Genomic DNA, 21,215 nt, shown 5'->3' with positions numbered 1-21,215 from the left:
GGGGGTTCAGCGGCGGGCGTCCGGCGGCAGGCCCTTGGTCAGCAGCTCATCCAGCACGGCGGGGTCCGCGAGCGTGCTCGCGTCACCCAGGTTCTCCGTCTCGCCGCCAGCGATCTTGCGGAGCATGCGGCGCAGGATCTTCCCGGAGCGCGTCTTGGGCAGGCCCGACACCAGCACCACCCGGTCCGGCGTGGCGATGGGGCCAATCACGTGGCGCACCTGCTCACGCAGCGTGCCCACCATCTTCTCGTCCGGGGTGCGCACGAAGTCCGGCTTCACCGTGACGAAGGCGCAGACGCCCGTGCCCTTCAGGTCGTGCGGGAAGCCCACCACCGCGGCCTCGGCGACGGCCTCGTGGGCGACCAGCGCGCTCTCCACTTCGGCGGTGCCCAGGCGGTGGCCGGACACGTTGAGCACGTCGTCCACGCGGCCGGTGATCCAGTAGTAGCCGTCCTCGTCGCGGCGGCAGCCGTCGCCCGTGAAGTACAGCGGCAGGAAGCGCGCGTAGTACGTCTCCACGAAGCGCGAGTGGTGTCCGTACAGCGTGCGCGCCTGTCCCGGCCACGAGCGCGCGAGGCACAGGTTGCCGCTGACGCCGTTGCCCTCCAGCTTGCGGCCCTCTTCATCCACCAGCACCGGCTCCACGCCGAAGAAGGGCAGGGTGGCGCTGCCGGGCTTGGCGGGCGTCGCGCCGGGCAGCGGGGCGATGAGGATGCCGCCCGTCTCCGTCTGCCACCAGGTGTCCACCACGGGGCAGCGGCCCTCGCCCACCACGTCGTGGAACCAGCGCCAGACCTCCGGGTTGATGGGCTCGCCCACGCTGCCCAGGAGGCGCAGCGACTTGCGGGAGGACTTCTTCACGAACGCGTCGCCCTCCTTGATCAGCGAGCGCAGCGCGGTGGGCGCGGTGTAGAGCGTGGTGGCCTTCAGGTCGTCCACCACCTGCCAGAGGCGGCTCGCGTCCGGCCACGTGGGGGTGGACTCGAAGAGGACCGTGGTGGTGCCGGTGCTGAGCGGGCCATACACGAGATACGAGTGGCCCGTCACCCAGCCCACGTCCGCGGTGCAGAAGTGCACGTCGTCCGGCTGCGTGTCGAAGATGTAGCGGAACGTCGTGTTCGCGTAGACGAGGTAGCCACCGGTGGTGTGCAGCACGCCCTTGGGCTTCCCGGTGGAGCCGGAGGTGTAGAGGATGAAGAGCGGATCCTCCGCGTCCATCCACTCGGCGGGGCAGACGCCCCGGTGCTTCTGGACCTCCACGTCCAGCCAGTGGTCGCGCCCCTCGCGCATGGGCACTTCCCTGGGCGTGCGGCGCGCGACGAGCACGGACGTCACCTGGGACAGGCCCTCCAGGGCCTCGTCGGTGATGGCCTTGGTGGCCACGCTCTTGGGGCCGCGCGGGCCCTCGTTGGCGGTGATGACGACCTTGGCTCCGGAGTCCAGCACGCGCTCGCGCAGCGAGTCCGCGGAGAAGCCCGCGAACACCACCGAGTGCACCGCGCCGATGCGCGCGCACGCGAGCAGCGAGTACACCAGCTCCGGAATCATGGGCAGGTAGACGATGACGCGGTCCCCCTTCCGCACGCCGTGCGCCTTGAGCACGTTGGCCAGGCGGTTCACGTGGTGGGCGAGGTCGCGGAAGGTGACGGTCTCATACTCGCCGGGCGTGTTCTTCGCCCAGAGGATGGCGGCCTTGTCCGGGCGCGCCTTCGCGTGGCGGTCCACGCAGTTGACCGTCACGTTGAGCTTGCCGCCCACGAACCAGGCGAAGTCCGCGGCCTGCTCGTTCACCTCGCGGATGGACTCCGGCGGATGGAACCAGGTGAGCTGCCTGGCCTGTTCACCCCAGAAGGCGTCCGGGGCCTCCAGGCTCTGGCGGTAGAGGCGCTGGTACTCCTCCAGGCTCTGCACGTGCGCGGTACGGCGGAAGGCTTCCTTGGGCTGGAAGAGCGAGTCCGTGTCGGTGGCCATGGGGCGTCCTCAGTAGAAGAGCTGGAGCTGGGCGGTGCCGGTGATGCCCGTGGTCGCGTGGGCGAGGTCTCCCGCGCGCGACACGGCCACCTCCGTCTTCAGGTTGAAGGTGTGGTTCTGGAACCAGAGGTTGAGGCCGGGCCTGAACGTGAGCAGGTCCGTGGCGTCCACGCGGCCGTTGAAGTACTCGCCGGTGAAGACGGGCTGGACGATGCCGATGCGGTAGCCCAGCTCCACGAAGAAGCCGGTGCCGCTGCGCACGTTGTCGAAGCCCTGCTGCCAGGAGAAGACGTTGCTCTGGAAGACGAACTCCTGGTTGTCCCCCACGGGGATGTCCAGGAACACGTCCGCCGCCAGGGCCACCGCGTCGTGCACGCCGGAGGCGGTCGCGATGGCGCCGTACTGGTAGTCCCCGCCCACGCCGAAGGACAGCATCGGCTGGTCCGTGAAGTAGATGCCGCGCAGGAACTGGTCGGTCTCGTGGCCCCAGACGTTGTAGCGGACGTGGCCCACGACGCGCGGCAGGTCGTCCGCGTTGACCGTCTGGCCGTTCTCCAGCTTTGCGCCCTCCACGCCGTTGAGGATGGCGGCGCGGTACGTCCAGGGGCCGGCGAAGCCGCGCACCTGCACGCCCATGTCGCGCCACACCTTGCCCACGCCTGGCGGGTAGCGGATGAGCTCGGAGTGGTAGTCCACCGTCTGGAGCGCGATGGCGCCCTGCAGCGCGTGGTGCGACAGCGGCGCGAGGATGAAGCCCGCCTCCACCCACGTCTTGTCGGCGAACTCGTACGCGACCGTGGCGTCCTGGATGTAGAAGGCGACGCTGTAGTCGCCGTTCTTGCCGAAGTTCGGCTGGTCCGTGTCGATGAAGAACGACAGCTTCTTCGTGATGGACCCGAAGACGAGCAGCCGCACGCGGCGCAGGAAGAAGTCAGTCCCCACGCCGCCCGTGGGCGCGCCGTCCTTCACCAGCTGCATCTGCGGATGCAGCAGCACGTCCACGTTGAGGACCGCGTCCTCGCCCAACTGAATCTTGCCCGCCGCCGCCGGCAACGCGGTCAGCAGGGCCGTGAGCACCAACAACCGCGACAGGGCATGGGGGATGGGGCGCATGGGTCCCCATCCCCTGAGCAACGCCCGTTCCACCCGGGCGCGCTCCGGGTTTCAGGACCTTGGAGGTTGGCTCGGCGCGTCAGGATGTGGCGGAAGGTGACAGGACGTTACCCCCCGTAACGATTCGTGCAGCGCGTCGTAACACCCGGGGTGGCGGTGTCAGGCGCGGGTGCGCGGGATGCCCAGCCGCTGGCGCTTCTCCCAGAGCGTCTTGCGGCTGATGCCCAGCCGGCGCGCCAGCTCCGTCTCGCCCATGCGGTCCTGGTGCTCCAGCACGAAGCGGCGGAAGTACTCCTCCATGGAGTCGGGCGAGCGTGGGTCCTCGCTGGCCGGGACGGGCGGGAAGTCCGTCTCCTCCAGCGCGGGGACGCCCGGTCCGCCCGGCGGCTCCAGGGCCAGCAGGTCGGCGGTGATGAGCGGCCCGTCCGCGAGGATGACCGCGCGCTCGATGGCGTTCTCCAGCTCGCGCACGTTGCCCGGCCACGGGTGCTGGGCGATGGCGGCGAGCGCATCTGGAGACAGCGAGGCGGGCGGGCGCCCGATGCGGAGGCAGGCCCGCTCCAGCAGGTGCTTCGCCAGCGCGGGCACGTCCTCGCCGCGCTCGCGCAGCGGGGGCAGGCGGATTTCAACGACGCGCAGGCGGAAGTAGAGGTCCTGGCGGAACAGCCCCTCCTGCACGCGGCGGGGCAGGTCGCGGTGCGTGGCCGCGAGGATGCGCACGTCCACCTTGCGCGAGCGCGTGGCGCCCACCCGCCGCACCTCGCCGTCCTGGAGCATGCGCAACAGACGCGCCTGCGCGGGCGCGGGCAGCTCCCCAATCTCATCCAGGAAGAGCGTGCCGCCGTGCGCCGCTTCCACCAGGCCCGCGTGCGCGGCCTGCGCGCCGGTGAAGGCGCCCTTCTCGTGGCCGAACAGCTCGCTCTCCAGCAGGCCCTCCGGAATGGCGGCGCAGTTGACCGCGATGAGGGGCCCTTCCGCGCGCGGGCTCTGCGCGTGGACGGCGCGGGCCACCAGCTCCTTGCCGGTGCCGGACTCGCCCAGCACCAGCACGGTGGCGGCGGAGGGGGCCACCTTGCGCACGCGCTCGAACACGTCGCGCATGGCGGGGGAGTTGCCCACCATGCCGCCGGGGGACCAGGTCTGCTCCACCTCGCGCTTGAGGGCGGCGTTCTGGCGGGTGAGGCGGCCCTCGCGCAGCACGCGCTCCACCTGGAGCAGCAGCTCGTCGTGGTCGAAGGGCTTCGCGATGTAGTCCACCGCGCCCAGCTTCATCGCGTCCACGGCGGACTTCACCGTGGCGAAGCTGGTCATGATGAGCACCGGCACGCCCGGACACAGCGCGATGATGTCCGTGCCCGGCGGCCCGGGCAGGCGCAGGTCGGAGATGACCAGGTCGAAGGCGTCCAGCGCGTGCTCGGCGGCGGCCTCTGGCACTGCGCCCGCTTCCGCCACGTCGTGGCCCGCGCGGGTGAGCAGCCTTCGCAGCTCCGTGCGGATGATGGGTTCGTCCTCGATGATCAGGATGCGGCTCAAGCGGAGGCCTCCTGCTTCAGCGCGTCCGCGCGGGGCAGGCTGAGCGTCACGCGGGTGCCGCCGCCGGGGCGGCCCTCGATGCTCAGCGCGCCGCCGTGCTCGCGCACGATGCCCTCCACCAGCGCGAGGCCCAGGCCGGTGCCTTCGCCGGGCTGCTTGGTGGTGAAGAACGGCTCGAAGATGCGTTGCGACAGCTCCGGGGCGATGCCGTGTCCCCGGTCCTCCACCTGGATGCGCACCTGGTCTCCCGAGGCTTCCGCCAACAGGTCCACGCGCGAGCCCGCGGGCGACGCGTCGATGGCGTTGGTCAAGAGGTTCACCAGCACCTGCTCCAGCCGCTGCGCGTCGCCGCGCACCTCCAGCCCCTCCGGGCTCTGGAGCGTGCACGAGACGTCACGCGCCTTGCGCGACAGCCGGGCCAGCTGCGAGGCCTCCGCCAGCAGCGGGCCCACCGCCACGCGCGTGAAGGGCCGGGACTCACCGCCCACCGTGCCCGCGTGGCCGAAGCCCACCAGCGCCCGGACGATGGCGTCGATGCGGCGGCACTGCTGGAGGATGAGCCCCACGCGCTCGCGCACGGCCTCCGGGTCCTCCAGCTCATACTTGAGGTTCTGGCTGATGCTGGCGATGGCGGTGAGTGGATTGCCAATCTCATGCGCCACGCCCGCGGCCACCCGGCCCAGCGACGCCAGCCGGTCCTGGTGCGCGAGCCGCGCGTCCACCGCCTTGCGCTCCGTCCAGTCCTCCACCAGGAACGTGATGCCCGTCTCCGCGCCATTGGCCCCGTCCGAGGGCGCGAGCCGCGAGCGGTGCAGGCGCAGCGAGCGCTGCTTCCCGCCCACCATCACGCGTGCCCCGTCGTCGCCGCCCGGCGCGCGCGCGAGCCCGGAGAACAGGGGGCCCCACGGCTCCGGCAGGCGCGCGAGCGGCTGGCCCCGCGCGGAGTCCATGGGCACGCCCGACAGCGCCTCCAGCGCGGCGTTCCAGATGACGACCTCGCCGTCCGGGCCCATGGCGCACACGCCCAGGGGCAGGTCCTCCAGGATGCGGTAGAGGTAGCGGCGCACGACCTCCAGCTCGCGCAAGGGGCCGCGCATGTCGCGCGCGTCGCGCAGCCGCTCCTCCACGAAGCGCAGCTGATCCGCCAGGGCCGTGCGCGTGCCGGGGTCCAGCCGCAGCGCTTCGCCCACCGCGAGCCGCGCCAGCACCGGGCCGATGAGGCCGGAGAGGTTGCGCTCCACGCCATCGCGCAGGCGGCGCAGCTCCGCGGGGCGGCGCTCGTCGGGGGACAGCTCCAGCGCCTCGCGCGCGCGCTCCACCTCCGCCGCGGCCACCTGCGCGCCCAGCACGGGCTCCAGCTGCCGGCGGAACTCCTCCGGGGAGCTGGCCGCTACGCTGCCCTCGGCAAGGCCCGGCGCCTCGCGCGCGCACACCCGCGCGGCCTCGCGCTCCTCCGCGGACTGACGCGTGACGAGCGACACCGCCACGAAGCACAGCGCGTTGAGGGCCAGCGAGGTGAAGGTGGCGAAGCCCCAGGGCTCGTCCGCGCTGAAGCCCAGCTTCACGGAGAGCTGGTTGGTCCACGCCACCAGCGAGGGCGGCTCCCACAGCGGCGCAATCAGGGTGAGGGCCCACGTCGTCCCGCCCGCCAGCAGCCCCGCCAGCAGCCCCGCGCGCGTGGCCTTGGGCCAGGTGAGGAGGCCCAGCACGCCCGGCGCGAACTGCGCGGTGGCGACGAAGGACACGAGCCCCAGGTCCACCAGGCCCATGGCCCGCGTGTTCAGCAGCCGGTAGAAGCCATAGCCCGCGAGGATGACGGCGGCGATGAGCACGCGCCGCGCCCACAACAGCCACCCGTACAGGTCGTCGCGTCCGCGTGCGGTGCCCAGGGGCAGCACCAGGTGCGTCAGGCACATGGGCGCGAGCGCGAGCGTGGTGACGATGACCATGGCGCTCGCCGCGGACACGCCGCCCAGGAACGCGACGAGCGCCAGCAGCGGGGCGCCCTTCGAGATGGGCACGGAGAGGACGTGGAAGTCCGCGGGCCAGGGCAGGCCCAGTGCTTCGCCGGACCACAGCAGCACGGGCACCGCCAGGTTGATCAGCAGCATCAACAGCGGGAAGGCCCACGCGACGGTGGCCAGCCCGTCGCGCTCCGGCGCCTCCGTGAAGGCCACGTGATACTGCCGGGGCGTGAGGAAGGCGGCGATGGTGGAGAGCACCAGCAAGGGCGCCCAGGACGCGTCGCGCGCGGGGCGCTGAAGGGCCTCCACCGCCTCCGGGTGCAGGGTGAGCCAGGCGTTGAGCCCGCCCACGCCGCCGAAGACGGACACCACGCACCAGCCCGCGACGATGAGCAGCGCCAGCAGCTTCACGCCCGACTCGAAGGCGATGGCCAGCATCAGCCCTTCATGCCGCTCGCGAGGGGCGGGGTGGCGCGCGCCGAAGAGGAGCGCGAAGACGATGAGCACGCCGCAGAAGCCGGGCCCCACCAGCGCGGGGGACGCCGCGGGGCTCAAGAGGCGCGCGGACTCCACGACGGCGCGAATCTGGAGCGCCAGGTAGGGCAGGCTGCCGGCCAGCGCGAACAGCGTCACCGCCGTGCCCGTCACCTGTCCGGGGTAGCGGAAGGCCAGCAGGTCCGCGAGCGAGGTGAGCTGCAACTCCCGCGTCAGCCGCAACAGCGGCCGCCACAGCACCGGGGCCAGCAGGCACGCGAGCGTGAGGCCCAGGTAGATGCCCAGGTAGCGGAAGCCGTGGCGGGCCGCGTAGCCCACGCTGCCGAAGTAGGACCACGACGTCGCGTACACACCCAGGGCCAGCGCGTACGTGAGCGGGTGCTGGGTGATGCGCGGGGAGATGCGGCCTTTCTCCGCCGCGTAGGCCACCAGGAACAGCGCGCACAGGTAGGCCACGGAGGCGATGACGAGCGGGCCTGGCCCCAGCGTCATGGACGCAGGCTCCGGTGCGCCACCCACCCGCCCAGGGCGATGACGCCCAGCCACACGAGGAAGGGGAGCGACGCGGGCGCCCCTTCCGCCAGCCAGAGCCTGCGCAGCGGCGAGCCGAACAGCAGCACCGCCACGGCGAACACCAGCAACGACGGCATGGCGGGAGGGTCCGCGGGGGGCCGCGACATGCCTTGAAGGATAGCAGCCCTGGCGGGCCTCGCGGGGGGCCGTGATAAGCCGGCGGGCCATGGCTCCCCCGGACGTGCCCCCGTTCTCCGAACTGCCCCAGTTCACGCTGGACCGTGAATCGCTGCGCCTGCTCCCCGAGTCCTTCTGCCGCCGCCTGGGCGTCGCGGTGATGGGCAAGGTGGACGCGGCCAACGACACGGAGCCGGTGACGGTGGCGATGCTGGACCCGGGGGACGAGTCCGTGCGCTACCGCATCGCGGACTTCCTGCGCCGGCCGGTGCGGCCCGTGCGGCTCAACCGCTACGAAATCGACTCCGCGCTGGAGGTGGGCTTCGGCGCGGGCGTGCACGCGTCGGTGGACGTGGTGCTGAAGGCGGGCACGCCGCTGTCACAGCGCCCCACCGCGGTGGAGCTGGTGAACCACGTGCTCCAGGTGGCGGTGGCGCAGAACGCGTCCGACATCCACGTGGAGAGCTACACGGACGACGTGGACCTGCGCTACCGCGTCGACGGCATCCTCCACCAGACGTACACGGACATCTCTCCGGACTCGCTGCCGGAGGTGGTCAGCCGCATCAAGGTGATGGCGGGGTTGGACATCTCGGAGAAGCGGCGCCCCCAGGACGGCCGCCTGCGGGCGCTCTATGAATGGGACGGCGGGCGGAAGTTCGTGGACTTCCGCGTGAGCGTGGTGCCCTCCCCGGCGGGCGAGGACGTGGTCATCCGCCTGCTCGACGCCACGGTGGGCCTGGTGCCGGTGGAGAAGTTGGGGATGACGCCGGAGCTGCAGGCCACGGTGCTGCGGCTGTTGGGCAATCCGGAGGGGCTGGTGCTGGTGACGGGGCCCACGGGCAGCGGCAAGACGACGACGCTGTACGCGGCGCTGGCGCGGCTCAACGACGGGCGCAAGAAGATCATCACCGCGGAGGACCCCATCGAGTACGTGGTCCCCAAGGTGAACCAGAAGCAGGTGTCGCCGCAGATGCCGCACCTGACGCTCCTGCGCGCGCTGTTGCGGCAGGACCCCAACGTGATGCTGGTGGGGGAGATCCGCGACCTGGAGACGGGCAGCACCGCGCTGATGGCGGCGGCCACGGGGCACGTGGTGCTGGGCACGCTGCACACGGCGGATGCCATTGGCGCGGTGAGCCGCCTGCGCGGGCTGAAGCTGGAGGACGGCGACATCGCGGAGGCGCTGCTCGCGGTGCTGGCGCAGCGGCTGGTGCGGCGCATCTGCCCGGAGTGCTCCGCGCCCGCCGCGCCGACGGCGGACCAGCTGGCGCTGCTGGGGCCGCTCCTGGACGGCGTGCAGCCCCGGGCGGGGCAGGGCTGCGAGGCGTGCCGCCACACCGGCTTCAAGGGACGCGTGGGCCTGTTCGAGCTGCTGGTGGTGGACCCGGAGCTGCAGCTGCTCATCGCCACCGGGGCGCCGGGGGTCCGCCTGCGCCAGCACGCCCGGGCGAAGGGCTTCCGCACGCTGGTGGAGGACGCGCTGGCGAAGGTGGAGGACGGGGTCACCACGCTGCATGAGCTGACGCGCGTGGTGCCCTACCGCTACATCCTCACGGCTCGGGAGGAGCGCCAGCTCCAGGCTCAGGCGGCAGGTCCGGGCCCGGGGGCAGCATCACGGTGAACGTCGAGCCCTCGCCGGGCGCGCTGCGCACCTGCACGATGCCATTGTGGGCTTCGATGATCTGCTGGGTGATGAAGAGGCCCAGCCCCAGGCCGCCGTAGTTGCGCTCGGAGACCGCGCGCACGAAGCGCTCGAAGACGCGCGGCTGGTCCTCCATCGGGATGCCGATGCCCTCATCCCTCACGCTCAGCACGGCGAGCCCTGCCTCCATGCGCACGCGGATGTGGACGGGCTTGCCCGCGCCGTACTTGAGCGCGTTGGTGAGCAGGTTGGTGATGACCTGATCCACCCGGGACCGGTCCCAGTGGCCCGGGGTGGGGGTGGGGGCCTCCAGCGTGACGACGCAGCCGACCTGCGCGGACTGGGGCGCGTAGCGGGCCACCACGTCGCGCGCGAGCGAGGCCAGGTCCATGGGCGCCCGGTCCAGTCGCAGCTGGCCCATGCTGATGCGCGACACGTCCAGCAGGTCCTCGATGAGGTCGGACAGCTTGCGCACCTGCCGGCGGGCCACCTCCAGGTCGCGGGAGATGCGCTCCACGGGCAGCGTGGCGGAGGGGTTGTTCTCCACGGTGCGCAAGAGGGCGGTGAGCTTGAGCTGCAGCGGGGTGAGCGGCGTCTTCAGCTCGTGCGAGGCGACGGAGAGGAACTCGTCGCGGGCGCGCACGGCGTCGCGCAGCATCTCCAGCTCGCGCCGCTCCTGGGACTGTTTGCGCTGGGTGATGTCGCGCGTCACCTTGGCGAAGCCCCGGAGGTTGCCCGCCGGGTCATGCAGCGCGGTGACGACGACGCTGGCCCAGAAGAGGCTGCCGTCCTTGCGGACGCGCCAGGCCTCCTCCTCGAAGTGGCCTTCCCGGGCGGCCACCTGGAGGGCGTACCAGGGCTTGCCCCGCGCCACGTCCTCCGGGGGGAAGAAGCGGCTGAAGTGCTGGCCGATGATCTCCTCGGCCTTGTACTGCTTGAAGCGCTCGGCGCCGGCGTTCCAGGTGGACACGCGGCCGTCCACGTCGAGCATGTAGATGGCGTAGTCCTGGACCTGCTCGACGAGCAGGCGGAAGCGCTCCTCGCTCTGCAAGAGCTGCTCCTGGGCCTGCTTGTGCTCGGTGAAGTCGCGCACCACCTGGCCGTAGCCCACGAGCTGGCCCTGTGAGTCGCGCATCGCGGTGATGACGACGTTGGCCCAGAAGAGGCTGCCATCCTTGCGCACGCGCCAGCCCTCCTCTTCGAAGCGGCCCTCGCGGCAGACGATGTCCAGGTGCTGCTGGGGCTTGCCGCGGGCCACGTCCTCGGGCGGGTAGAAGCGGCTGAAGTGCTGGCCGAGGATCTCCTCGGACTGGTAGCCCTTGATGCGTTCGGCGCCGGTGTTCCAGCTCATGATGAGGCCCGCCGGATCCAGCGTCAGGATGGCGTAGTCCTTCACGCTGTCGATGAACAGGCGCAGCTGGGTGGCCATGTCCCGGGCCGCGCTGGGATGCGCGAACGCGATGTCGCCACCGCTGGCGGACGAGGGAGGCTGGCTGTCGTCCAGGGGACTTCTCATAGACGGTCCAGAGTAACGCACGGGGAGGGGACAGCGGGGGGGAACGGTGCAGTGGATCCATCCACCATCCAACCCTGCCGGGAGACCGGGCTTCCGAGCAGAGCGGAAGCTCACACCCTGCGTGGAGAACCCGTGGATTTTCAAGGCCGCATTGTCCCCAGGTCCAATACGGGGCGGCCGGGCTAGGGCTTGAGGTGGTCGTAGCTCAGGAAGACGACGCCACAGTCGACCGTGCGCGTGCCTGTGAGGCGCAGGCGGTGGGGTGCGAAGCCCGCTTCGACGAGGCGGATGCCCTGGCCGACGATGACGGGGTTCACCTTGATGATGAACGCGTCGATTTCAGGCATCAGCTCGGCGGCGAGCGCGCCACCCCCGCACAGCCAGATGCCCAGGCCGTCGCGCGCCTTCAGTTCGCGCACGGTGGCGAGCGGCGTGCTGGAGAGGTGGACGGCGGGGTCGGGGCTCTTCGTGAGGGTGCGGGAGAAGACGTGGTGGTCCAGGTGCGGGTACGCGTTGGTGACGCCCGCGTCGAGTCCGACCTGATAGGTGTTGCGGCCCTCCAGCACGGTGTCGAAGTGCCTGCCCGGGCCGGTGATGCCCTTGAAGGCGCGGTAGCCGGCGGGGAGCGTCTCCGGGTACTCGGCGGCGATGGCGTCGAAGTAGTCCGGCTCCGTGCTGAAGTAGTCGTACGCACCGGTGGGCGAGGCGATGAAGCCGTCGAGCGAAGTGGCGACGTAATAGGTCAGTTTCCGCATGGGCGTGCTTCCTCCGGAAACCAGGGCTTAGCACCGGCTGGGCGGGAGCACCTGTTAGAAAGGCATTGGCTGGTTGCCTGCACGGCAATCCCGGAGGAGGCGGTGCCATGAAGCTCTGGGCAATGGCCGTGCTGCTGTGGCTGACGGCGGGCTGCGCGACGACGCGCGTGGTGAACCTCGACACGGGGCAGGGCCGGCCCATCGCCTATACGCCGGTGGAGACGCGGCCGGTCCGGATGGACGAGGAGGCGTTCAAGGACGCGGTCACGCAGCTGGTGCTCGCGCTGAAGCTGGACGTCGCGCTCCGGGAGGAGGGTCGGCGCTCGTTGCTGGCGTCGGTGGGAGGCATCGTCGCGGGGGCTCAAGGCCGGCAGGTGCTCCGTTTGGGTGATGGCTTCTCCCTGGACCCGATGGAGCGGCGGAGGCTGGCGCTCTCCTTCGCGCTCGACACGGTCTGGGAGGGAGTGGCGGAGGCAGTGGAAGACCTGCTGGATCCCGTGGCGCTGCGGGCCATGGTCACGACGATGATCGGCACCGCGATGGTGATGCTGGTCGCACCGGAGCCCATCACCAAGCTGGTCGCGGTGGTGTTGACGGCTTCGCTCATCGCGTATCTGGGAACAGGTCCTGTGTGGAACATGGGGCAGGCGTTCTTGCGGCTCATGGACGAGTCGCGGGATGCGCGGGACGAGGCCGGCCTCAAGGAGGCGGGACATCGCTTCGGGCGTGTCCTGGGAGCCAACGGAGCGCGGGTCCTGGTCATCGTCGCGATGACGGCACTCGGTGGCAGGAGCGCGATGGCCGCGCAGGGACCAAGGCTGCCGGGCTTCCCGCAGGCGGCGTTGAGGGCGGAGGTGGAGGGTGGATTCCAGCTGTCGAGAGCGCTGGCCGGTGAGGTGCGGTCCATTTCCGTGTCCTCAGCGGGAGTGCTCAACGTCACGTTGGCGCCCACCGCCGTGGCGGCCGTCGCCATGGGGCCCGGGGGCGGCGGAATCCAGGGCGACCCCGAGGGAGATGTTCATCACATCTGCACGGACAAGAACGAGGTGTCAGAGCAGTCAGGTGGACCCTGGACACCCATCTTCGAGCCGTTCTTCGAACAGGCGGGGATGAGCCTCAACGACCCCGCGAATCTGGTGCGGATCAACGGACACCGAGGGCCGCATCCTGCGGAGTACCATCAAGCGGTGTTCAATCGACTCAGCCAGGTAATGGCGAAATGCAGAGGCGTCGCGCAGTGCCGGACTGCGTTGGTGGACGTCCTGACATCCATCGCGAAGGACCTGACGACCGCGGGCACAAGCATGCGAAAGCTCATCACCAGGGATCCCGATGCATGATGTGAAGGAACGACGGTTCTTCGACCTGTGTATCGATGTGTACGTACCGGGGCGCTGGTACTTCAAGACACCGATCCATGTGGACGGTCAGCCCTTGGATGACCCCTGGGTGTTCACGGATGGGGTGTTCATTCCCGACCCGGGCCCGCTGCGTATTCCGCTCTCCCGTCCTGGGAAGCCCCTGGACTTCACCACCACTGGCGTAGGGGTCGCGCCCGTTCTCAGTCCTCGGACCGCAGAAGTTTTTCGCGCGCTGGCCCCCAACGACGTGCAGCTTTTCCCCGTGCAGGTCGAGGGCCAACCCGAGCCCTATTTCCTCTTGGTCGCAACGCGTACGGTTCGCTGCGTTGATGAAGTGGCGAGTGAAGAGGTTCAACTCTGGAAGCCAGAGAACGGGCAACCCGAGAAGGTGGGCCAGTATCTGGCCATCGCTGGACTACGTATCGACAAGACAAGGGTCGCTGACGAACGGGTGTTTCGTCTGTGGGGATGGCGGCCCGCGCTCATCGTCGATGGCGAACTCAAGGCCGCCCTGGAACAGACCGGCATCGTGGGAGGACAGTTCGTCGAGGTGTAAAACCCGGGCCCATGGAACTCCGTCCCGCCGTGCCCCGCTTCAATGGAAACTTGCCGTTCGATAGGCAAGCGAGACGCGTGGGGCTGACCGATGCGATCAGCGTGGAGGGCGCATGAAGCTCTGGGCAATGGCAGTGCTGCTGTGGCTGACGGCGGGCTGCGCGACGACGCGCGTGGTGAACCTCGACACGGGACGGGGCCGGCCCATCGCCTATACGCCGGTGGAGACGCGGCCGGTCCGGATTGACGAGGAGGCGTTCAGGGACGCGGTCACGCAGCTGGTGCTCGCGCTGAAGCTGGACGTCGCGCTCCGGGAGGACGGCCGGCGCTCGCTGCTGGCGTCGGTGGGAGGCATTGTCGCGGGGGCTCAAGGCCGGCAGGTGCTCCGTTTGGGTGATGGCTTCTCCCTGGACCCGATGGAGCGGCGGAGGCTGGCACTCTCCTTCGCGCTCGACACGGTCTGGGAGGGAGTGGCGGAGGCAGTGGAGGACCTGCTGGATCCCGTGGCGCTGCGGGCCATGGTCACGACGATGATCGGCACCGCGATGGTGATGTTGGTCGCACCGGAGCCCATCACGAAGCTGGTCGCGGTGGTGCTGACGGCTTCGCTCATCGCGTATCTGGGAACAGGGCCTGTGTGGAACATGGGGCAGGCGTTCTTGCGGCTCATGGACGAGTCGCGGGATGCGCGGGACGTGGCCGGCCTCAAGGAGGCTGGGCATCGCTTCGGGCGCGTGCTGGGGGGCAACGGAGCGCGGGTCTTGGTCATCGTCGCGATGACGGCGCTCGGTGGCAGGAGCGCGATGGCCGCGCAGGGGCCACGGCTGCCGGGCTTCCCGCAGGCGGCGTTGAGGGCGGAGGTGGAGGGTGGATTCCAGCTGTCGCGGGCGCTGGCCGGTGAGGTGCGGTCCATCTCCGTGTCGTCAGCGGGAGTGCTCAACGTCACGTTGGCTCCCACCGCCGTGGCGGCCGTCGCCATGGGACCTGGAGGCGGAGGGATCCAGGGCGACCCCGAGGGAGATGTTCATCACATCTGCACGGACAAGAACGAGGTGTCTGAGCAGTCAGGTGGACCCTGGACGCCGCTCTTTGAATCTTTCTTCGAACAGGCGGGAATGAGTCTGAATGACACGGCGAACTTGGTTCGAATCAACGGGCACCGAGGACCTCATCCTGCGGAGTACCATCAAGAAGTGTTCAATCGACTCAGCTTGGCGATGGCAGAATGTCGAGGCGTCGCGCAGTGCCGGGTTGCGCTGGTGGACGTCCTGGCGGCCATCGCAAAAGACCTGACAACCGCAGGCACCCGCTTGCGCAAGCTCATCACCCGGAATCCCGATGCCTGACGCGATGAAGCGGCGGTACTTCGACCTGTGCATCGACGTGTATGTGCCGGGGCGGTGGTACTTCAAGACACCGACCCACCTCGACGGTCAGCCACTGGATAATCCTTGGGTGTTCACGCGTGGGACGCCCATCCCCGACCCGGGCCCGCTGAGTATTCCGCTCTCCCGTCCTGGGATTGCCCTGGACTTCACCACCACTGGCGTAGGGGTCGCGCCCGTTCTCAGTACTCGGGCCGCAGAAGTTTTTCGCGCGCTGGCCCCCAACGACGTGCAGCTCTTCCCGGTGCAGGTTGAAGGACAGGTCGAGCCCTATTTCCTCCTGGTCGCGGCGCGCACGGTCCGGTGCGTTGATGAGGCCGCGAGTGAAGAGTTCAAGCTCTGGACTCCTGAAGACGGGCAGCCCGAGAAGGTCGGGGGATACAAGTACGTTGCCGGGCTGCGTATCGACAAAGCCAGGGTCGCTGACGAGCGCGTGTTCCGCCCATGGGGACTTCGCTCCGCTCTCATCGTCGATGGAGAACTCAAGGCCGCCCTGGAACAGACCGGCATCGTGGGAGGACAGTTCGTCGAAGTGTAGAACCCGGGCCCATGGAACTCCGTCCCGCCGTGCTCCGCTTCAATGGAAGCTTGCCGTTCGATAGGCAAGCGAGACACGTGGGGCTGACCGATGCGATCAGCGTGGAGGGCGCATGAAGCTCTGGGCAATGGCCGTGCTGCTGTGGCTGACGGCGGGCTGCGCGACGACGCGCGTGGTGAATCTCGACACGGGGCGGGGCCGGCCCATTGCCTATACGCCGGTGGAGACGCGGCCGGTCCGGATTGACGAGGAGGCGTTCAAGGACGCGGTCACGCAGCTGGTGCTCGAGCTGAAGCTGGACGTCGCGCTCCGGGAGGACGGCCGGCGCTCGTTGCTGGCGTCGGTGGGAAGCATCGTCGCGGGGGCTCAAGGCCGGCAGGTGCTCCGTTTGAGTGATGGCTTCTCCCTGGACCCGATGGAGCGGCGGAGGCTGGCGCTCTCCTTCGCGCTCGACACGGTCTGGGAAGGAGTGGCGGAGGCAGTGGAGGACCTGCTGGATCCCGTGGCGCTGCGGGCCATGGTCACGACGATGATCGGCACCGCGATGGTGATGTTGGTCGCACCGGAGCCCATCACCAAGCTGGTCGCGGTGGTGCTGACGGCTTCGCTCATCGCGTATCTGGGAACAGGGCCTGTGTGGAACATGGGGCAGGCGTTCTTGCGGCTCATGGACGAGTCGCGGGATGCGCGGGACGTGGCCGGCCTCAAGGAGGCTGGGCATCGCTTCGGGCGTGTCCTGGGAGCCAACGGAGCGCGGGTCCTGGTCATCGTCGCGATGACGGCGCTCGGTGGCAGGAGCGCGATGGCCGCGCAGGGGCCAAGGCTGCCGGGCTTCCCGCAGGCGGCGTTGAGGGCGGAGGTGGAGGGTGGATTCCAGCTGTCGAGAGCGCTGGCCGGTGAGGTGCGGTCCATTTCCGTGTCCTCAGCGGGAGTGCTCAACGTCACGTTGGCGCCCACCGCCGTGGCGGCCGTCGCCATGGGGCCCGGGGGCGGCGGAATCCAGGGCGACCCCGAGGGAGATGTTCATCACATCTGCACGGACAAGAACGAGGTGTCAGAGCAGTCAGGTGGACCCTGGACACCCATCTTCGAAGACATCTTCCAGTCCGCCGGACTGAAACTCTCCGATGCCGCGAATCAGGTGCGCATCCAGGGGCACCGGGGGCCTCATCCTCGCGAGTACCATGTAGAAGTGCTGCGCCGGCTCCGGCTCGCCATGCAGGGATGCCAGGACACCGGGCAATGCCGGGCCGCCTTGGTTGACGAACTCGCGAGGATCGCGAGAGAGCTCGTGACTGCGGGAACCAAGCTGCGGAAGCTCGTCACGAAGAACCCGCAGGGGTAGCCACCATGCCGCGACACTTCTTCGAACTCGACTTCGACATCGACGCGCCGGGCCGCTGGTATCTGCGGGAGCCCACCGGCCTGAATGGAAAGACGGTTCCGGATATCTGGGCGTTCGTGTCCGGGAAGGCCGTCACCGAGCCTGGGCCGCTGCGTGTGCCGCTGTCCCGGCCTGGCCAGGCGCTGGACTTCGACAAGACGACGGTGGCCGGAACGCCCATCGTCAGTGGCCGCATCGCATCCGTGTTCCGGGAGTTGGCCCCGGACGACGTTCAACTCTTCCCGGTGGAAATCCAGGGGCAGGCCGAGCCCTTCTACCTGCTCAACGTGATGCGCGTGATCCGCTGCATCGACGATGCCGCTTGTGAAGAGGCACGACGCTGGACGCCCGAGGACGGACGTCCCGACAAGGTGGGGGAGTACCACGTCGTTTCCGGCCTGCGCATCGACGCCTCGAAGGTGGGCGGCGCCGCCGTCTTCCGTCCCTGGGGATACCTCCTGCCCATCATCGTCGATGGACAGCTCAAGGCCGCCCTGGAACAGACCGGCATCGTGGGCGGTCAGTTCGTCGAAGTGTAGAACCCGGGCCCATGGAACTTCGTCCCGCCGTCCTCCTGGGCCTGCTGTGCCTCCTGCCAATCACAAGCACCGCGCGTCCCCGGTCCAGTGACCTGGGCATCCCCTTCGGCGGACAGCCGGGTTCGCTCAATGCCATCACCGACGTGAAGGGCGTGGAAGTGGGCCACGTCACGCTGAACACCGGCACCTCCGTCCGGACCGGCGTCACCTCCGTGCTGCCTCGTGGCCGGGAGGCCATTGCCCAGCCTGTCTTCGCGGCGACCTTCGACCTCAATGGCAGCGGTGAGATGACCGGCTCCCATTGGGTGAAGGAATCCGGCCTGCTCTCCGGCCCCGTGATGATCAGCGACACCCACGCCGTGGGCGCCGTGCACGAAGGCGTCATCACCTGGGCCCAGAAGCGCGACCTCACCTGGGAGCTGGGCCTCCCCGTCGTCGCGGAGACCTGGGACGGCTTCCTGCACGACATCGATGGCTTCCACGTCCGGCCCCCGCACGCGATGCAGGCGCTCGACGCCGCGCGTCCCGGCCCCGTCGCGGAGGGCTCCGTGGGCGGCGGCACGGGGATGATCTGCCATGGTTTCAAGGGCGGCATCGGCACGTCCTCCCGCAAGCTGCCGGCGGAGCAGGGCGGCTACACCGTCGGCGTGCTCGTGCAATGCAACTACGGCAGCCGCCGCCTCTTCTCCGTCGCCGGCGCTCCCGTGGGCGAGGAGATCCCCGACCTGCGCTCCTGCTACTTCGGAGACACCGCGCCGAAAGGTCCCTACCGCGCCAACCTTCCGCCGTGCTCGAAGCGCGCCAGCGCCGGTCCGCCCCCGCCAGAAGGCATGGGCTCCATCATCGTCGTGGTGGCCACCGACGCGCCGCTCCTGCCGCACCAACTGGACCGCCTGGCCCGCCGGGTGCCGCTCGGCATCGGGAAGATGGGCGGCCTGGGAGAGAACTCCTCCGGCGACATCTTCCTCGCCTTCTCCACCCAGCCCGTGAGCACCACGGAGGTCGCGCCCGTCTCCATGCTCGACAACGAGCGGATGACGCCCCTCTTCGAAGCCACGGTGCAGGCCACCCAGGAGGCCATCCTGAACTCCATGCTCGCCTCCGACACGATGACCGGCTTCCAGAACGTGCGCGTCCATGGCCTGCCACCCGAGCGGCTGGTGAAGGCCCTGCGGAAGTACGGTCGCCTGCCCCCGAAGCCCACGAAGTGACAGCGCGCTTCCCCGCGCTCCATCCGCTGCGCCATGCTCGCGCCGCCTGACGTCAAGCAAGGGGATGCGGGATGGAGAAGGACGCCTACGGACCACCGAGGGATGAACAGGAGCTGTCCGCCATCGCGGACATCATCGCGCAGGCGTTCGCCATGCCGCTCGCGGACTCCGAGACCGTGGTGCGCAAGAACTTCTCCGAGTCCTCCCTGCGCATCCTGCGCGTGAACGGCGAAGTGGCCGCCACGCTCACCCTCATCCGCATGGGCCAGTTCCTCGGCGGGCGCTCCGTGCCCCTCATCGGCGTGGGCGGAGTGGGCGTCGCTCCCGCGCACCGGGGCGCCGGCGCCGCCACGCGCCTCTTCCATCACTTCCTGCGCGAGATGCGCGACGAGGGCGCCCCCCTCTCCGTCCTCTATCCCGCGACCCAGCCGCTCTACCGGCGCGTGGGCTACGAGGTCTCCGGCGCGCGCTACGAAATCCACGTGGACGCGGCCTCGCTGGAGCTGGGGGAACGCTCGCTGTCCCTTCGCCCCATGCGCCCGTCCGACGACGCGGCGGTGGAGGCGTGCTACCGGCGCTTCGCCGCGCAGCACCACGGCTGGCTGGACCGGGGGGACTACATCTGGCGGCGCGTGCGCACGCCCCGCAACGACACCGCCTATGGCTACGTCGTGGAGGGCGCCTCCGGCATCGAGGGCTACGTGTACCTCGTGCGCGGCCTCTCGCCCCAGGGCGCCGTGCCCACGCAGGCCGTCAAGCTCACGGACCTCACCGCCACCACGCCCGCCGCCGCGCGCCGGTTGCTGCGCTTCCTCGGCGACCACCGCTCGCTGGCGCGGGACGTGATGTGGTTCGGCGGCGCGGACGAACCGCTCCTCGCGCTGCTGCGTGAACAGACCTACCAGGTGAAGCTCTCCATGCACTGGATGACGCGCCTGCTGGACGTCCCCAAGTCGCTGGAGGCGCGCGGCTTCCCTCGCGGCCTCTCCGGCGCGCTCCACCTGGACGTGGAGGACGACCTCCTCCCGGAGAACACGGGGCGCTTCGTGCTGGAGGTGGAGGGCGGCACCGCCCGCGTCCGGCCCGGTGGCGACGGAAACCTCAAGGTGCACGTGCGCGCCCTCGCCCCGCTCTACACCGGCTTCCTCACGCCCCGGGCGCTCCAGCTCGCCGGCATGCTGAGCGCGGACGACGCGTCGCTCGACACGGCCAGCGCCCTGTTCTCCGGGCCCGCGCCCTCCCTGCGCGACATGTTCTGACGCGCGGGCCCGGGCTACCCGGGCCCCTTCCGGGAGTGGTAGGAGCGGCGTCCTCGGACGTCAGGAGGCTTCACACGTGCGCGCGTTCGTCACCGGTGGCTCGGGGTTCGTCGGGAAGCACCTGCTCAAGGCGCTCGCGAAGCGCGGAGAACCGGCGCGCGCGCTGGCCCGCTCTCCCGCCGCCATGGAGGCCGTCCAGGCCGCGGGCGGCGAACCGTGGGAGGGCGACCTCTTGGATCCGGAGCGCCTGCGCCTGGGCATGGAGGGCTGCGACACCGTCTTCCACTCCGCCGCGCACGTGAAGCTGTCCGGCCCCCGCGCGGCCTTCTACGAGGCCAACGTGCGCGGCACGGAGGCCGTGCTGGAGGCGGCGCGCGCGGCCGGCGTGAAGCGCTTCGTGCACGTGAGCACGGAGGCCGTGCTGGTGGACGGCGGCCCCATGAAGAACCTCCACGAAACCCACCCGCTGCCCGAGCGCCTCGTGGGCCCGTACCCGTCCACCAAGGGCCAGGCCGAGCGACTCGTGCTCCAGGTCAGCTCACCGGAGTTCACCACCGTCGCCGTGCGGCCCCGCATGGTCTGGGGACCCGGGGACACCACCCTGCTGCCCACGCTGGTCGCCGCGGTGAAGTCCGGGCGCTTCCGCTGGATTGACGGCGGGCACTACCTGACGTCCACCTGCCACGTGGCCAACGTGGTGGAGGGCATGCTCCTGGCCGCGGAGAAGGGGCAGGGGGGACAGGCGTACTTCCTCACCGACGGCCCGCCCGTGGAGTTCCGCGCCTTCGTCACCGCGCTGCTCAAGACGCAGGGCGTGGAGCCCAGGGACAGGTCCATGCCCACCGCGCTGGCCGCGACGGTGGCCGTGGTCAGCGACTTCGTCTGGGACCTCCTGGGCCTCAAGAGCGCGCCGCCGCTGTCGCGCACGGAGCTGCTGCTCGCGGGCCAGGAGGTGACGGTGAGCGACGAGAAGGCCCGGCTGGAGCTGGGCTACACGGGCAGCGTGTCGCGTGACGAGGGACTGCGCGCACTGGCCGCGAAGCTGGAGTAACCTCCGCGTCCATGCGCAGGTTCGAATTCGTCGACGGCAACAGCTCCAAGTTCTGGGTGCCCGAACTCCAGGGCGCCACCTTCATCGTGACCTACGGCCGCATCGGCACGGCGGGCCAGCGCAAGGAGAAGGTGTTCCCGGACGAGGACGCCGCGCAGAAGGAGTACAACAAGAAGGTCGCGGAGAAGGTGCGCGAGGGCTACGCCGAGGTGACCTCCGGTGAGGCCCCGCCCGCGCCGCCCCCGAAGGC

Annotated in this window: 18 protein-coding genes; 11 read left to right on the top strand and 7 right to left on the bottom strand. The window is 70.0% G+C overall.

Annotated elements, in window-relative coordinates:
- Window positions 1–6: 6 nt before the first annotated feature.
- The 5 genes from acs to D7X96_RS20760 form a co-directional block, all read right to left on the bottom strand.
- Entirely contained in the window at window positions 7–1,971 is a 1,965-nt protein-coding gene (gene acs / locus D7X96_RS20780; protein ID WP_121770539.1) for an acetate--CoA ligase, read from the bottom strand.
- A gap of 9 nt (window positions 1,972–1,980) precedes the next feature.
- Window positions 1,981–3,084: a porin family protein gene (locus D7X96_RS20775; RefSeq protein ID WP_121770538.1), complete on the bottom strand. Its 1,104-nt coding sequence runs from the start codon at window positions 3,082–3,084 to the stop codon at window positions 1,981–1,983.
- Window positions 3,085–3,243: 159 nt separating this feature from the next.
- Window positions 3,244–4,617 (bottom strand): sigma-54-dependent transcriptional regulator, encoded by a 1,374-nt coding sequence (locus tag D7X96_RS20770; protein WP_121770537.1) that lies wholly within the window; start codon window positions 4,615–4,617, stop codon window positions 3,244–3,246.
- On the bottom strand, window positions 4,614–7,568 hold the full coding sequence (locus D7X96_RS20765) for an ATP-binding protein (RefSeq protein ID WP_121770536.1): 2,955 nt from the start codon (window positions 7,566–7,568) through the stop codon (window positions 4,614–4,616). The genes D7X96_RS20770 and D7X96_RS20765 overlap by 4 nt, the downstream gene beginning before the upstream one ends.
- On the bottom strand, window positions 7,565–7,726 hold the full coding sequence (locus D7X96_RS20760; protein ID WP_171447193.1) for a hypothetical protein: 162 nt from the start codon (window positions 7,724–7,726) through the stop codon (window positions 7,565–7,567). The genes D7X96_RS20765 and D7X96_RS20760 overlap by 4 nt, the downstream gene beginning before the upstream one ends.
- A gap of 89 nt (window positions 7,727–7,815) precedes the next feature.
- On the opposite strand from D7X96_RS20760, the gene D7X96_RS20755 reads away from it, so the two are divergent.
- Complete coding sequence (locus tag D7X96_RS20755; RefSeq protein WP_120549900.1) at window positions 7,816–9,390, top strand: GspE/PulE family protein; 1,575 nt, start codon at window positions 7,816–7,818, stop codon at window positions 9,388–9,390.
- Here D7X96_RS20755 and D7X96_RS20750 read toward each other — a convergent pair.
- Both D7X96_RS20750 and D7X96_RS20745 read right to left on the bottom strand, forming a co-directional pair.
- Window positions 9,320–10,927, bottom strand: coding sequence for a sensor histidine kinase (locus D7X96_RS20750; RefSeq protein ID WP_121722314.1), 1,608 nt, complete (start codon window positions 10,925–10,927; stop codon window positions 9,320–9,322). The two genes, D7X96_RS20755 and D7X96_RS20750, sit on opposite strands and share 71 nt — an antisense overlap.
- 182 nt (window positions 10,928–11,109) lie before the next feature.
- The gene (locus tag D7X96_RS20745) at window positions 11,110–11,682 is read right to left on the bottom strand and encodes a dihydrofolate reductase family protein (protein ID WP_120549898.1); all 573 of its coding nucleotides are present in this window, start codon (window positions 11,680–11,682) and stop codon (window positions 11,110–11,112) included.
- Between the two features lie 107 nt (window positions 11,683–11,789).
- Between D7X96_RS20745 and D7X96_RS20740 the strand changes: the two genes are divergently transcribed.
- The 10 genes from D7X96_RS20740 to D7X96_RS20695 all read left to right on the top strand — a co-directional run.
- Complete coding sequence (locus tag D7X96_RS20740) at window positions 11,790–13,022, top strand: AHH domain-containing protein (RefSeq protein WP_121770535.1); 1,233 nt, start codon at window positions 11,790–11,792, stop codon at window positions 13,020–13,022.
- Window positions 13,015–13,599, top strand: a complete 585-nt coding sequence (locus tag D7X96_RS20735; protein WP_121770534.1) for an imm11 family protein — start codon at window positions 13,015–13,017, stop codon at window positions 13,597–13,599. The genes D7X96_RS20740 and D7X96_RS20735 overlap by 8 nt, the downstream gene beginning before the upstream one ends.
- 112 nt (window positions 13,600–13,711) lie before the next feature.
- Window positions 13,712–14,944 carry an AHH domain-containing protein gene (locus D7X96_RS20730; protein WP_121770533.1) on the top strand — a complete coding sequence of 411 codons (1,233 nt, stop codon included), beginning with the start codon at window positions 13,712–13,714 and terminating at the stop codon, window positions 14,942–14,944.
- Window positions 14,937–15,521: an imm11 family protein gene (locus D7X96_RS20725; RefSeq protein WP_233609577.1), complete on the top strand. Its 585-nt coding sequence runs from the start codon at window positions 14,937–14,939 to the stop codon at window positions 15,519–15,521. The genes D7X96_RS20730 and D7X96_RS20725 overlap by 8 nt, the downstream gene beginning before the upstream one ends.
- Window positions 15,522–15,633: 112 nt before the next feature.
- A complete protein-coding gene (locus D7X96_RS20720) occupies window positions 15,634–16,866 on the top strand; it encodes an AHH domain-containing protein (protein ID WP_121770532.1) in 1,233 nt (410 codons plus the stop codon).
- A 5-nt stretch (window positions 16,867–16,871) separates the two neighbouring features.
- Window positions 16,872–17,444 (top strand): imm11 family protein, encoded by a 573-nt coding sequence (locus tag D7X96_RS20715; protein ID WP_121770531.1) that lies wholly within the window; start codon window positions 16,872–16,874, stop codon window positions 17,442–17,444.
- A gap of 11 nt (window positions 17,445–17,455) precedes the next feature.
- The gene (locus D7X96_RS20710) at window positions 17,456–18,655 is read left to right on the top strand and encodes a DmpA family aminopeptidase (RefSeq protein WP_121770530.1); all 1,200 of its coding nucleotides are present in this window, start codon (window positions 17,456–17,458) and stop codon (window positions 18,653–18,655) included.
- Between the two features lie 71 nt (window positions 18,656–18,726).
- Window positions 18,727–19,914: a GNAT family N-acetyltransferase gene (locus D7X96_RS20705; protein ID WP_121770529.1), complete on the top strand. Its 1,188-nt coding sequence runs from the start codon at window positions 18,727–18,729 to the stop codon at window positions 19,912–19,914.
- A 76-nt stretch (window positions 19,915–19,990) separates the two neighbouring features.
- Window positions 19,991–20,965, top strand: coding sequence for an NAD-dependent epimerase/dehydratase family protein (locus tag D7X96_RS20700; RefSeq protein WP_121770528.1), 975 nt, complete (start codon window positions 19,991–19,993; stop codon window positions 20,963–20,965).
- An 11-nt stretch (window positions 20,966–20,976) separates the two neighbouring features.
- A partial coding sequence (locus D7X96_RS20695) for a WGR domain-containing protein (protein ID WP_121770527.1) occupies window positions 20,977–21,215 on the top strand: 239 nt, incomplete at its 3' end.

This window comes from Corallococcus interemptor, assembly GCF_003668875.1.
GTDB lineage: Bacteria > Myxococcota > Myxococcia > Myxococcales > Myxococcaceae > Corallococcus > Corallococcus interemptor.
This window is presented reverse-complemented; position numbering and strand designations above follow the sequence as displayed.

What these genes read in the sequence shown, in the direction of transcription:
- D7X96_RS20740 (WP_121770535.1), top strand. Translation starts at nt 11,790, where the DNA reads ATGAAGCTCTGGGCAATGGCCGTGCTGCTGTGGCTGACGGCGGGCTGC.
- D7X96_RS20720 (WP_121770532.1), top strand. Translation starts at nt 15,634, where the DNA reads ATGAAGCTCTGGGCAATGGCCGTGCTGCTGTGGCTGACGGCGGGCTGC.
- acs (WP_121770539.1), bottom strand. Translation starts at nt 1,971, where the DNA reads ATGGCCACCGACACGGACTCGCTCTTCCAGCCCAAGGAAGCCTTCCGC.
- D7X96_RS20745 (WP_120549898.1), bottom strand. Translation starts at nt 11,682, where the DNA reads ATGCGGAAACTGACCTATTACGTCGCCACTTCGCTCGACGGCTTCATC.
- D7X96_RS20730 (WP_121770533.1), top strand. Translation starts at nt 13,712, where the DNA reads ATGAAGCTCTGGGCAATGGCAGTGCTGCTGTGGCTGACGGCGGGCTGC.
- D7X96_RS20705 (WP_121770529.1), top strand. Translation starts at nt 18,727, where the DNA reads ATGGAGAAGGACGCCTACGGACCACCGAGGGATGAACAGGAGCTGTCC.
- D7X96_RS20710 (WP_121770530.1), top strand. Translation starts at nt 17,456, where the DNA reads ATGGAACTTCGTCCCGCCGTCCTCCTGGGCCTGCTGTGCCTCCTGCCA.
- D7X96_RS20765 (WP_121770536.1), bottom strand. Translation starts at nt 7,568, where the DNA reads ATGACGCTGGGGCCAGGCCCGCTCGTCATCGCCTCCGTGGCCTACCTG.
- D7X96_RS20725 (WP_233609577.1), top strand. Translation starts at nt 14,937, where the DNA reads ATGCCTGACGCGATGAAGCGGCGGTACTTCGACCTGTGCATCGACGTG.
- D7X96_RS20755 (WP_120549900.1), top strand. Translation starts at nt 7,816, where the DNA reads ATGGCTCCCCCGGACGTGCCCCCGTTCTCCGAACTGCCCCAGTTCACG.
- D7X96_RS20760 (WP_171447193.1), bottom strand. Translation starts at nt 7,726, where the DNA reads ATGCCGTCGTTGCTGGTGTTCGCCGTGGCGGTGCTGCTGTTCGGCTCG.
- D7X96_RS20750 (WP_121722314.1), bottom strand. Translation starts at nt 10,927, where the DNA reads ATGAGAAGTCCCCTGGACGACAGCCAGCCTCCCTCGTCCGCCAGCGGT.
- D7X96_RS20735 (WP_121770534.1), top strand. Translation starts at nt 13,015, where the DNA reads ATGCATGATGTGAAGGAACGACGGTTCTTCGACCTGTGTATCGATGTG.
- D7X96_RS20715 (WP_121770531.1), top strand. Translation starts at nt 16,872, where the DNA reads ATGCCGCGACACTTCTTCGAACTCGACTTCGACATCGACGCGCCGGGC.
- D7X96_RS20775 (WP_121770538.1), bottom strand. Translation starts at nt 3,084, where the DNA reads ATGCGCCCCATCCCCCATGCCCTGTCGCGGTTGTTGGTGCTCACGGCC.